This is a genomic window from Fusobacterium sp. JB019 (genome assembly GCA_030673965.1).
Lineage (GTDB): Bacteria > Fusobacteriota > Fusobacteriia > Fusobacteriales > Fusobacteriaceae > Fusobacterium_B.
The window spans coordinates 46482-60615 of sequence record JAUTCN010000007.1 but is presented as its reverse complement, the minus strand read 5'-3'; the positions used below and the strand labels follow the sequence as shown (position 1 = coordinate 60615).

Annotated in this window: 8 protein-coding genes; 2 read left to right on the top strand and 6 right to left on the bottom strand. The window is 26.9% G+C overall.

Going from position 1 to position 14134, the window contains the following annotated elements; all coding sequences use genetic code 11:
- Positions 1–39 precede the first annotated feature (39 nt).
- Positions 40–4290 carry an acyl-CoA dehydratase activase-related protein gene (locus Q7K47_05880; protein ID MDP0506750.1) on the bottom strand — a complete coding sequence of 1417 codons (4251 nt, stop codon included), beginning with the start codon at positions 4288–4290 and terminating at the stop codon, positions 40–42.
- A 180-nt stretch (positions 4291–4470) separates the two neighbouring features.
- On the opposite strand from Q7K47_05880, the gene Q7K47_05875 reads away from it, so the two are divergent.
- Together Q7K47_05875 and Q7K47_05870 are read left to right on the top strand one after the other, a co-directional pair.
- Complete coding sequence (locus Q7K47_05875; GenBank protein MDP0506749.1) at positions 4471–6147, top strand: phosphoenolpyruvate carboxykinase (ATP); 1677 nt, start codon at positions 4471–4473, stop codon at positions 6145–6147.
- 90 nt (positions 6148–6237) lie between these two features.
- Positions 6238–6786: a ferritin family protein gene (locus tag Q7K47_05870; protein ID MDP0506748.1), complete on the top strand. Its 549-nt coding sequence runs from the start codon at positions 6238–6240 to the stop codon at positions 6784–6786.
- Between the two features lie 117 nt (positions 6787–6903).
- On the opposite strand, the gene Q7K47_05865 is transcribed toward Q7K47_05870, so the two are convergent.
- The 5 genes from Q7K47_05865 to iolE form a co-directional block, all read right to left on the bottom strand.
- Positions 6904–8619 (bottom strand): proline--tRNA ligase, encoded by a 1716-nt coding sequence (locus tag Q7K47_05865; protein ID MDP0506747.1) that lies wholly within the window; start codon positions 8617–8619, stop codon positions 6904–6906.
- A gap of 85 nt (positions 8620–8704) precedes the next feature.
- A complete protein-coding gene (recG, locus tag Q7K47_05860; protein MDP0506746.1) occupies positions 8705–10750 on the bottom strand; it encodes an ATP-dependent DNA helicase RecG in 2046 nt (681 codons plus the stop codon).
- Between the two features lie 397 nt (positions 10751–11147).
- Positions 11148–12164, bottom strand: coding sequence for a 5-dehydro-2-deoxygluconokinase (iolC, locus tag Q7K47_05855; GenBank protein ID MDP0506745.1), 1017 nt, complete (start codon positions 12162–12164; stop codon positions 11148–11150).
- A gap of 29 nt (positions 12165–12193) precedes the next feature.
- Entirely contained in the window at positions 12194–13204 is a 1011-nt protein-coding gene (gene iolG / locus Q7K47_05850) for an inositol 2-dehydrogenase (GenBank protein ID MDP0506744.1), read from the bottom strand.
- 27 nt (positions 13205–13231) lie between these two features.
- Complete coding sequence (iolE, locus tag Q7K47_05845) at positions 13232–14134, bottom strand: myo-inosose-2 dehydratase (protein MDP0506743.1); 903 nt, start codon at positions 14132–14134, stop codon at positions 13232–13234.

The following is a 14134-nucleotide window of genomic DNA, read 5'->3' as shown; positions in this document are numbered from 1 at the left end:
TATTTTACTACCTTTTTTTAAAATTTCAAAATTATATTTTTATAAATTATCTTTATTTAATTTTTTTTGTCCTACCGAAACCATCAATTTAATTCTGTTTATTTGATTAACCTCTGAATAAGATGGATCATAATCTATTGCAGCTACATTAGCTTCAGGATATTCTTCTTTTATTTTTTTCATCATCCCTCTTCCTGTTATTTGATTAGGTAAACAACCAAAAGGTTGAATACAAATAACATTATCTACTCCTTCTTCTATAAAATCTATTATTTCTCCTGTTAAAAACCACCCTTCCCCTGATTGATTTCCTATAGATATATATTTGGAAGTTTTCTTTGCAATTTTTTCTATTAAATTTTCACTTTTAAAAACTTTGCTTTTTTCTAATGCCTTATCTATAATATTTGTATATAGTCTTAAAATATAAATAAGTATCTTATATTTTATTGAAAAATATTTCCCTTTAAATTTTTCTTCTAAAAATCCATCACTATATAAACAATAATTAATAAAATTCATCAATCCATAAACCTTAACTTCGCATCCTTCTTTTTCTAAAGTATCTACTAAATAATTATTTGCACAAGGACTGAATTTAACTAATATTTCACCTACTATCCCAACTTTTATCTTTTTCTTTACTATAATTTTTATCTCTAAAAACTTTTCTATTATTTCATAAATATTTTTTTTAAATTTAATGATACTTCCACTTTCTATATTTTCTTTTACTATTTTTCTACATTCTTCATATAATTTATCAGTAGTTCCTTTAATTTTTTCATACGGTCTTATTTGATATAATAAATTCATTAAAAAATCTCCATAAGAAACTGCCATAATTAATTTATGAAACAAAATCATATTTATATTAAAACCTTCATGTTTTTCATAACCAATACTATTTAAAGAAAGAACCGGAATAAATTCAAAACCTGCATCTTTCAATGCTTTTTTTAATAAACTTATATAATTTGTTGCTCTACAACTCCCACCTGTTTGAGATATTAAAACTGCAGTTTTTTTAATATCATATTTTTTTGATTTAAGAGCTAATATTAACTCTCCTATAACTAAAATAGCTGGATAACAAGCGTCATTATTTACATATTTCAACCCTTCTTCAATAGCCTCTTTACTTTCATTTAATATTTCTAGATTATAACCACTAGAATTAAAAGCTGTTTTTATTAAATCAAAATGTATAGGTGACATTTGAGGAGCTAAAATAGTATACTCTTTCTTTGATTCTTTTGTAAATTCATTTTTTTTATTTTCTTTAATATGTTTTATTTTTTTTAAAGTATTTCTTTTTTTATCTTCAATAACAGCTAATAAACTTCTTAATCTTATCTTTATAGAACCCATATTACTTATCTCATCTATTTTTAAAACAGTATGAATTTTCCCATACCTATTAAGTATTTCTGATACCTGATCTATTGTTATTGAATCAATACCACAACTAAAACTATTAAATTCAACTAATTGTAAATTTTTATATTTTCCCACAAAATTCGCTGCTCTATATAATCTTGAATGATATGTCCATTGATCTACAACTCTTAGTTCAGAGTCTAGCGAAGAAAAGGTAGAGATTATATCCCCTGTTAAAATAGGAATACCAAAAGAACTTATTATATTAGGAATACCATGGTTAATTTCCTTATCTATATGATAGGGCCTTCCGCATAACACTATTCCTGTTTTATCTTTTTCTTTACAATAATCTAAAACTTCCTTTGTTTTCTTTATTAAATCTTTTTTATAATTTTTTCTTTCTTCCCAAGCAAGATCAACTGCTTTTTTTATTTCATACTTTGTTATACTATAATTAAAAAATTCTTTTTCTAAAATTTTACAAATAACTTTTTTATTTTCCATAGATACAAAAGGATTAATTACTTGTATATTTTTTTCTTTCAATATATCCATATTATTTTTTATAACTTCTGAATAAGATATTACAATTGGACAATTATATTTATTATCTGATTTTGAATATTCTTTTTCCTCATAAACAACACAAGGATAGAATATTTTCTTTATTCCTTTATCTATTAAATTTAAAATATGCCCATGTACTAATTTAGCTGGGTAACATATTGAATCAGAAGATATCGTTCCAATGCCTTTATTATATAATTTTTTAGATGAATCATCTGAAATAATAACCCTAAATCCTAATTCATTAAAAAATGTAAACCAAAAAGGATAAGACTCATACATATTTAAAACTCTAGGAATTCCTATTTCTCCTCTAAAAGCTTGTGAACTGTTTAAAGGTTTATAATCAAATAATCTATTGTATTTATAATCTACCATATTATACTTAGATTCTTTTTTCATTTTCCCTAAAAAATTATCACACCTATTTCCTGATATAAATTTTCCTCCTGTTTTAAAGTTGTGAATAGTTAATAAGCAATTATTACCGCACCCACCACATCTTGTTAAATTAGTTTTATATGAAAATTTATTTAAATCATTTAAATTTAATATATTTGAAATAACTTTATTTTCTTCTAAAGATTTCTCTTTAGCTATCACGGCACATCCAAAAGCTCCCATTAAACCTGCTATATTAGGTCTTATGACATTTTTGTTAGAAATAATTTCAAAAGCTCTAAGTACACAATTATTTAAAAAAGTTCCCCCCTGAACTACTATATTTTCTCCAAGTTCACTACTATCTTTCATTTTTATAACTTTATATAGAGTATTCTTTATAACTGAGTAAGATAACCCTGCTGATATATCTTCAATTTTAGCTCCCTCTTTTTGAGCTTGCTTTACTTTAGAGTTCATAAATACTGTGCATCTTGTTCCTAAATCACAAGGACTTTTTGATTTTAAACCTACCTTGGCAAAATCTAATATGTTCATATTTAAAGAATTTGCAAAAGTTTCTAAAAAAGATCCACATCCCGATGAACAAGCTTCATTTAAAAGTATGGAAGTTATTACCCCATCTTTTATTTTCAAGCATTTCATATCTTGTCCACCTATATCTAATATAAAATCTACTGTAGGTAAAAAATGTTTAGCACCTCTATAATGAGCCATCGTTTCTACTATTCCGTAATCAATATTAAAAGCTGATTTAATCAAATTTTCTCCATAACCAGTTACACACGAACTCTTAATTATTATTTTGCTTCCTATTTTTTTGTATAATTTAATCATTTCTTTAATGAGAGCTTCCATAGGACTCCCCATATTATTAGAATAATATGAATATAAAATTTCTAAATTTTCTGAAAGAAGAATTAATTTTATTGTGGTTGAACCTGCATCTATACCTAAATAAGCATTTCCACTATAATTATCTATATCAATTTTTTCAACTTTTTCAAAATTATGTTTTTTATAAAATATTTCTTGTTCTTTCTTATCTAAAAACAAAGGTCTTAATGATGAAGACTCACTTAAATTATTTTTTGATAATAATTTGATTTTTTCTATAAAATCATCAAATGAAATAAAGTTTTTATTTTCTTCTAGAGAAAGAAAACATGCTCCCTTTGCAACAAATAATTGAGAATCTTCAGGAAAAATTAAATCCTCTTCATTTAACTTTAGAGTCTCTTTAAATCTTTTTCTTAACTCACTTAAAAAATATAAAGGACCTCCCAAAAGAGCTATTTTTTTTTCTATTTTTTTACCACAAGCTAACCCCGTTATAGTTTGATTAACTACAGCTTGAAAAATAGATATAGCTATATCTTCTCGTCTTACTCCTTCATTTATAAGAGGTTGTATGTCTGTTTTTGCAAAAACTCCACATCTTGAAGCTATTGGATAAATAGTTTCCCCCTCTTTAGCTAATTCATTTAATCCCTTAGCATCTGTATTTAATAAAGTCGCCATTTGATCTATAAAAGCTCCAGTTCCTCCTGCACAACTTCCATTCATTCTTTGATCAGTTTCATTTTTCAAAAAAGTAATTTTTGCATCTTCTCCTCCTAATTCAATTGCTACATCTGTTTCAGGAATCAATGTTTCTATTGATTTTATACAAGAAATAACTTCTTGAACAAAGGATAAATCCAACCCCTTAGCTATACCTATTCCTGCTGAACCTGTTATATTAATTTTAAACAACATTTTATTCTCAAAATTAAGTTCTAATATTTCAATCATATTTTCCAAAAGATTTTTTAATTTATTTCTAACATCTGAAAAATGTCTTTCATAAATAGAATATAATACTTCTTTTTGAGAATTAATACAAACAATCTTAATCGTTGTAGAACCTACATCAATTCCTAAAAATAATTTTTCCATATCCTCTCTCCTAATCCATATATAAAAATATTTTATCTCCTATTCACTGTAATATGATTATACCTCTTATTTTTTTTTAATTCCATAATTTTAAACTTTTATTTTAAAAAAAGGATTTTAATAATTTATCCCTAATAATATATAGTAAAGTATTTACTATAATTTTAAAGAGGTGATTTTATGTCTACAAAAACATATTACAAAAATGAAGAAATCGGAAAAGGAAAACCTGGATTTGCTAGAACTCGTTCTATTGTTGAAGCTGCTTTTTATGGGAATAATGTTACCAAAGTAACATCCTTAAAAGAAGCTTATAAATTAGCTAAAAATTCTCCTGGAACTATTGTAACTGATATGCCTGTTCACAGAGCTGAAGAATTAGGATTAGAACCAGAATCTAAAGTTTTATTATTCAATGATGGACCTATCACTGGTCGTTTTGCTGCTGCTAGAAGAATTGTTGGAGATCCTGATGTTAATAATACTAGACTTGATAAATCTTTGATGAATGCCATTTACTATACTCGTTTCCAAAAATTATATCATGCTGAAGCATATATAGGCCTTGATTCTGAATTTATGGTTAAAGCACATCTTTTAATTCCAGAAGGACAAGAAAATTTAATGTATTCTTGGATGTTAAATTTCCAATATCTTTCTATAGATTATGTAAAAAAATATAAAGATTCTAAAGTTATTCCAAACGAACCAGACATTTATATATTTTCTGATCCCTTATGGAAGGGAACTAGATATGTAGAAGCTGCTGATCCTGAATATTTAACATATTTTGATCCTGCTAACAACTGCGGAGCTATTCTTGGAATGAAATATTTTGGAGAATTTAAAAAAGGAACATTAACTCTAGCTTGGGCTATTGCAAATCGTCATAAATATGTTTGTTGTCACGGAGGACAAAAAAAATATACATTAAATAGTGGAAAAACATTTGTAGCTTCTGTTTTCGGATTATCTGGAACTGGAAAATCTACAATTACACATGCAAGACATAATGGAAAATATGATGTTACTATACTTCATGATGATGCTTTTATTATTAATACAGATACTTGTTCTTCAATTGCATTAGAACCATCTTATTTTGATAAAACAAATGATTATCCTGCAGGAAGTCCTGATAACAAATTTCTACTAACTGTTCAAAATTGTTCTGCTACACTTAATGAAGATGGAAAAGTAGTCATAGTTACTGAAGATATTAGAAATGGTAATGGTCGTGCTATAAAATCAAAATTATGGTCTCCTAATAGAGTTAATAAAATAGAAGACCCTGTTAATGCTATTTTTTGGTTAATGAAAGATCCAACTTTACCACCGGTAATTAAATTAAATGGAGCTTCTCTAGCATCTGTTATGGGAGCTACCTTAGCAACTAAAAGAAGTAATGCTGAAAGACTTGCTAAAGGAGTTGATCCAAACGCTCTTGTTGTAGAACCTTATGCTAACCCTTTTAGAACTCACGCTCTTGCTGATGACTATAATAAATTTAAAAAACTAGTTGAAGAAAAAAATGTTGATTGTTATATTTTAAATACAGGTGAATTTATGGGTAAAAAAGTTGAACCAAAACATACTTTAGGAATTTTGGAATCTATTGTTGAAAATAAAGCTAATTTTAAACCTTGGACTCCTTTCTCAGATATTGAAATTTTTGAAATAGATGGATTTATTCCAAATATGAATGATGAAAACTATGTTACTGCTCTTAAAAATAGAATGAATGATAGAGTTGACTTTATTAAATCTAGAGAAACTTTCAAAGAAGGAAAAGACAAATTACCAAAAGATGCATTGGATGCATTAATTAAGGTAGTTTCAAAACTTAATTCTTTATAATTTTTCTTGACAAACTATATTTCCTCTGTTATAATTATTTCAGATTTGAAACGATTACAAATTACTTTATATAATTTAGGGAGGAACAAAATGAAAAGATTTAGATGTACAGTATGCGGAGAAATTATTGAAGAAGGAATGGAATTATGTCCAGTTTGTAAAGTAGGACCTGATAAATGGGAAGAAATTAATGAAAATGAAGCTAAAATTTGGGCTTCTGAACATAAAATTGGTGAAGGTATGGAATCAAAAGATGAGGAAATTATTAAAGGATTAAGAGCTAACTTCGAAGGAGAATGTACTGAAGTTGGTATGTATCTTGCTATGTCTAGAGTAGCTGATAGAGAAGGTTATCCTGAAATTGCTGAAGCTTATAAAAGATATGCTTTAGAAGAAGCTGAACATGCTGCTAAGTTTGCTGAACTTTTAGGAGAATGTGTAAGTGAATCTACTGAAGTTAATTTATCAAAAAGAGTAGAAGCTGAATTTGGTGCTTGTTCTGGTAAATTTGAATTAGCTAAAAGGGCTAAAAAATTAGGACTTGATGCTATACATGATACTGTTCATGAAATGGCTAAAGATGAAGCTAGACATGGAAAAGGAATGGCTGGATTACTTAAAAGATATTTCAATAAATAATTAATTAAACAGATTATTTAGTGAAGGTATTTAAATAAATACCTTCACTTTTTTATATTTTTAAACAAATAAAAATTTCTTCAGTTTAAAACTGAAGAAATTCTTTTTAATCTTAATCTAATATTTTTTCATTAATTCTTTTATTTCATTTACCACTTCATCTTTATGAAGTTCTATTGTTTCACCAGTCCTTCTAATTTTTAATTCTATAATTCCTTCTTCTGATTTTTTACCACAAACTACTTTAAAAGGGAAACCTATCAAATCTGCATCTTTAAATTTAAATCCTGCTCTCTCTTTTCTATCGTCATAAATAGTCTCAATTCCACTCTCTTGTAAAGCATTATATAATTCGTCACCTAATTTAGATTGAGCTTCATTTTTTATATTAGCAACTATAACATCTACAACAAATGGAGCTATATTAGAAGACCAAATAATCCCATTTTCATCATTATTTTGTTCTATTGCTGCTGCCATAGTTCTACCTATCCCTATACCATAACAACCCATTTCTAATACAACTTCTTTACCATTTTCATCTAAAACTTTAGCATTCATTGCTTCAGAATATTTTGTACCTAATTTAAATATATGTCCACATTCTATTCCTCTAGCAACTCTTAATGGCTCGCCGCATATAGAACAAACATCTCCTTCTCTAACTGTTCTTAAGTCTAAAACCATATCTGCTTTATAATCTCTATCATAATTTATATTTATATAATGAGTATTTTCTTTATTCCCTCCCATAATTTGATTAGGGATACCTACTATAGAATCATCAGCTATGATTGTTATATGTTCATTAATTTCTTTTAATTTATAAGGCCCGATATACCCTTTAAATAATCCAGCCTCTTTTATATCTTCATCTGTTGCCATAGCTATTTCAATAGCTCCTATTGCGTTTTTCACTTTAACTTCATTTGCTTCAAAATCTCCTCTAATAAGAACTACATAAAGTTTATCTGTTCCTAAATCTTTATATACTAATGATTTCACACTTTGTTTAACATCAGCATTTAAAAATCCACACACTTCCTCTATTGTTCCAACATTAGGAGTATCCACTAATTTTATTTCTTTAGGTTCTTCTTTTATTTGATCAATTATTGTATTTGTTGCTTTTTCAACATTTGCTCCATAGTGGCAATTATCACAGAATATTAATTCATCTTCTCCTGAGTTAGCAATTACATGAAATTCATTAGATCCACTTCCACCTATTGCTCCTGAATCAGCATCAACAATTCTAAAGTCTAAACCACATCTTTTAAAAATATTAGAATAAGCTTTTTTCATATTTTCAAATTCAATATCTAAACCTTCTTTATTTGTTGAAAAAGAATATCCATCTTTCATAAGAAATTCTCTTCCTCTCATAAGTCCAAATCTAGGTCTTCTTTCATCTCTAAATTTAGTTTGGATTTGATACAAATTTACTGGTAAAGCTTTATAAGAAAAAATATCATTTCTAATAATATCTGTTATTACTTCTTCATGGGTTGGACCTAAAACAAAATCTCTCATATGTCTATCCTTAAGTCTCATCATTTCTTCACCCATTACATCCCATCTTCCTGATTCTTTCCATAATTCTGCAGGTTGTAATACGGGCATATGTAATTCTAATGCTCCAGCTTTCTCCATCTCTTCTCTTACTATATTTTCTACTTTTCTAAGAGTTTTATATCCTAAAGGTAAATAAGAATATACTCCACTTGCTAATTTTTTTATCATTCCAGCTCTAAGCAAAAGTTTATGACTTTCTATTTCTGCCTCTTTTGGATTTTCTTTAAGAGTTTTCACATAATATTTACTAAATCTCATTTATTTTTCTCCTCTTTATTTTTTTTATCATACGTTATATTCTATCATAATCATATATTTTTTTAAAGCTCAAAAGATTAAAAGATTATACAAATTTTTCTTCTATATCCTTTTTTAAATAAGGATTTTCAATCTTTCCTTGGGTTAACTCTAAATAGTTTTCACAAATTTCTTTAACTTGTTTTATAGTTTTTACATCTTGAGTAATATCTATAAATTTTAAATCACTTAAACCTGATTGTTTTATCCCAAATATTTCTCCAGATTTTCTAATTCTCAAATCTTCTTCTGCAATTTCAAAGCCATCATTTGTTTTTTCCATTATTTTCATTCTCGCTTTAGAATTATCATTTTCTGTTCTAGAAATCAAAAAACAATAAGATTGATATTCCCCTCTTCCAACTCTTCCTCTTAATTGATGTAAAGAAGATAATCCAAATCTTTCTGAATTTATAATAGAAATTATTGTTGCATTAGGAACATTTATTCCTACCTCTACAACTGTTGTTGATAATAATATATCTATTTCTCTATTCTTAAATTTCTTCATCACATTATACTTATCATCATTTTTCATTTTTCCATGTAAAATTCCTATTGAAAAATTCGAAAATCTATTTTCAATTTCCACTTTATATTCTTCCACTGATTTAGCTGATATTTTATCGCTATCCTCTATTAAAGGCACTACAAAATAAGCTTGCCTTCCTTGAACTAATTTTTTCCTAATAAAGCTATAGGCCTTCTCTAAATCTCCATCATTATTTATCCATTTAGTTTTTATAGGTTGCCTTCCTGGAGGTAGTTCGTCTATTACAGATACATCCAAATCTCCATATATACTTAGGGCTAAAGATCTTGGAATTGGTGTTGCACTCATTACTAATAAATTAGATAATATTCCTTTATCTCTTAATCTTTTTCTTTGAACAACTCCAAATCTATGCTGTTCATCTATGACTATTAATCCTAACTTTTTAAATTCTACATTGTCTTCAATTAATGCATGTGTTCCTATAACTAAAGAAACTTCCTCAGCTTTTATCTTAGATAATATTTTCTCTCTTTTTTTTCCTTTAACACTTCCTGTAAGTAACTCTACTTCTATTCCAATATCTCTAAAATCATCTTTAACTGATAAAAAATGTTGAACTGCTAAAATTTCTGTTGGAGCCATTATAACCCCTTGATATCCATTTTCAATTATATATAACAATAAAATTATAGATACTATGGTTTTTCCACTTCCAACATCTCCTTGAATTAACCTATTTATTGAATATCCACTATTTAGTTCTTTATATATCTCTGTTATCACTTTTTTTTGGGCATTGGTTAGTTTAAAATTCAGATTTTTTAAATATTCTTTAACTAGTTCTTTTTTTTCGCTAATACTATATTTTCTCTTTTTTAAATTGCCTTCTTTATATTTATTTTCTAAAATTCCTAGTTCTAAAACTAATAATTCTTCTATTGCAAATCTTCTCTTTGCTTCTTCTAATAATTTTTTATTTTTAGGAAAGTGAATAGTATCCAAAGCTTTTTTCCTATCTAATATTTTATATTTTTGTAAAATATCAGAAGGAATATTTTCTTGAAAATAATCTTTATAATTTTTCAATGCTTTTTTTAAAATTTTTCTAAGATTATTTTGAGAAAAATTCTTTTTGGAACTATATATAGGTAATATTTCACCTGAGACCAATGTTTTTTGATTTGATATTTTTTTATATTCTGGATTTATCATTTGAAAATTATACCCTCTTTTTACATTTCCTATAATTATATAATCTTCTCCTATTTTTAAAGTTTTAGCTAAATATGGCATTCTAAACCAAACAACATCCATTATTCCTGTACCATCTGTTGCCCTTGCTTTTGTCATTTTCATTCTAGATGGTAAAAAAGGAGTTGTTACTGTTAAAAATTTAACTTTTAAAACTACATATTCATCCCCTTTTAATTCTCCAATTTTTTTAATATTAGTTCTATCATCATAGGCCCTAGGAAAATAATATAATAGTTCTTGTATTGTACTTATTCCTAAAGAATTTAAATTCTTTAACTCTCTAGAAGTTATATTAAATTCTTTTTCTTTTAATTTATTAAAGATTTCATTATATTTATCCATATTTTCTCCAAAATATTTAGTTATTTTTATATAAAATATTATATCATACATTCTATATTCTTTTTCATTATATGTATATTTTAAAAACACTTTTTTCACTTTTCTTTATTTTTATTATAAAATACTAAAAAAAATATTTTTTTCTTTATTTTTTTTTAATTATATAATAAAATACTGACTGATAATTTTAAAAATAAATTTTTTATATAAAGGAGTTTTTATGTATTTTAGTGAAGTTTTAAGAATAACTGGAATGTTAGCAGTATCTTTTGCTATAATTACAACAGTTGTTGAAATGAAAAAACAAAAATAAAACAAATAGAAAATACCCTATAATATTATAGGGTATTTTTCTATTCAAGGTAATATATCGAGTAAAACACAATTACACGCTAACTTAATATCTTGCTATCATTTCTCCATATTCTTCTTTTTCTTTTCTTATAAATTCTTTGATAGCATCAACTGAAGGCATATCAGCTGAACAACTATGACTTGCTACAAGCATAGCAGCAGAAGCACTTCCAAATTCTAAAGCATCTATAACTTCCCATCCTTCTAATAATCCATAAATTAAAGCTGATCCATAAGCATCTCCACCACCAAATGATTTTAATAGCTTAACTGGGAATGGTTTAATTTTATAACTAGTATTATCTTCTTTCACAAAAGCTTCAGACCCTTCTTTCCCATGTTTAATTACTACTATTTCATTTCCATAATCAAACCATCTCTTAGCTACTGCCTTATCTGTCTTATCATCAGGATTCATAACATATTCCATTAATTCAAATTCTTCTTCTGAACCAATAACTATATCACTTTGTTTTCCTACTAATGAATAATAAATTGAAATTTCATCTTTTGATTTCCAAGTATATTCTCTATAGTCAATATCAAATATAACTTTTGTTCCATGTTTCTTTGCAAAAGTTATAGCTTTAAAACAAGCTTCTCTTGAAGGACTTTTTGCTAGTGCAGTTCCTGAAATAACAATTCCCTTCGCACTTTTTATATATTCTTCATCTATTTCTGATGGATCTAATTCTAAATCAGCAACGTTATTTCTATACATAAGAATAGAACTTTCAGTTGGACTTTTTATTTCTGTAAAAGTTAATCCTAAATTTTCTCCATTTTTAGCTCTATATATATGATTAGTATCTATTCCATCATTTTTAAAATAATCAATAACATAAGTTCCAAATTGATCATCAGAAACTTTTCCTATAAATCCTACTTTTTTACCTAATCTTGCAAGACCTACAGCTATATTTGCTGGTGATCCTCCAACATATTTATTAAAATTTGAACTTTCGTTCAATGGTTTATGAACATCTGTGGGATTTAAATCTATTGTTGCTCTACCAATAGGTATAATATCAAGTGGTTTTGTTTGGTCAAATTTTATCATTTTCTTTACCTCTTTTATTTAAAATTTATTTACATTATTTCACTAATTTTAACAGGTCTTTTTTCAACTAAAGATTTTTTAGCTGCAATTCCTATTAATACTGGTTTCAATCCATCCATTACTGTTACAGGTGTTTCAGTATCATTAATTATAGCATCAACAAATTCTTGCATTTCTTGAGAGAATGAAGCCATATATCTTTCTAAAAAGAAATATAATGGTTTTTCTCCTGTTACCCCATCCTTAGTAGAAATAACTGCTGTAGAATTAGAATCATTCTTAGTTTCAATTGCTCCTTTTGAACCAAAAACTTCAGCTCTTTGATCATAACCATAGGCTGCTTCTCTTGAGTTATCAATAACTCCCATTGCTCCACTAGCAAAATTTAAAGTTATTATAGCTGTATCTATATCTCCAGCTTCTCCTATTTCTTTATTTATAAGAGCTCCCCCTACTGCGTAAACTTCTTCTACTTCACTTCCTGATAAAAATCTCATCATATCAAAATCATGAATTGTCATATCTAAAAATATTCCTCCTGAAACTTTTACATATTCTACTGGTGGAGCTTCAGGATCTCTTGAAGTAACTTTTATAATTTGAGGTTCTCCTACTTTACCTGCTAATACTGCATCTTTTATAGCTCTAAAATTATGATCAAATCTTCTATTAAAACCAACTTGATACTTAACTTTAGTTTCTTCTACTGTCTTAATAACTTCTTTTATTTTTTCTAAATCATGATCTATAGGCTTTTCACAGAAAACATGTTTCCCTGCAAGAGCTGCTTCTTTCGAAATATTTGCATGAGTATTTGTCGAAGAACATATTACAACAGCATCTATTTCTTTATCCTTTAATATTTCTTTATAATCTGTATATACATTTTCTATTCCATGTTTTTTTGCAAATTCTCTTCCTTCATCATTAAGAAAAGGTTCAGCAACAGCTTTAACTTTAGCTCCTCTAACACGAGTAGTAATACTTTCTATATGAACTTTTCCTATTCTTCCTAATCCGATAACTCCTAAATTTAACATATCTCCATCTCCTTATATAACTTTATATTATAATCCTGTTTTTTCTGATATAAATTTTCTAGCCTTTAGTGCATATTCAAATGGATTAGCTAAAGCTGGATCTTGCTCCGCTTCAACTACCATCCATCCTTTATAATCTGCATCTCCAATAATTTTAAATAATGGTTCAAAGTTTATATTTCCATCTCCTGGAACTGTAAATGTTCCTTTCTTTACTCCTTCTAAAAAAGAACCTTTTTTAGATTTTATTTCTTCTACCACTTCATCTCTAACATCTTTTAAATGTATATGAGCTATTCTCTCAATATAATCTTTTAATAATTTTTCAGTAGCTTCTTGAGATCCTTCTGAATAATAAATATGTCCTGAATCAAATAATAAGTATACATCTTCATTTGTTCCTTCCATAAATATTTTAACTTCTTCTGGAGTTTGAACTCCTGTTCCCATATGATGATGAAGAGATACTTTCATTCCTTTTTCAGCTGCTAATTTAGCTAGTTTATTATATCCTTCAAAAACTCTATTCCATTCTTCTTTAGTAAAACAAGGTTTTTCTTCAAATATAGCTTTATCTAACCCTTGAATACTATATGTTTGCTCTGAACATCCTATTACTTTTGCTCCCATTTCATGTAAAAAATCTCTATGTTTTTTAAATTCTTCAATTGTTTCTTCTTCTTTTCCTGCTGCAAAGAAAGTACTAAACCAAGCATTACAAATTTCAACTCCTCTGATTTGTAATTTTTCTTTTAAAATATTAGTATCTTTAGGATATTTATTTCCTACCTCACTTCCTGTAAATCCAGCTAAAGCCATTTCTGAAACACATTGTTCAAAAGTATTTTCTTTTCCTAATTCTGGTAAATCATCATTTGTCCAAGCTATTGGAGCTATCCCTAATTTTATATTAGCTTTATTTAAATTCAT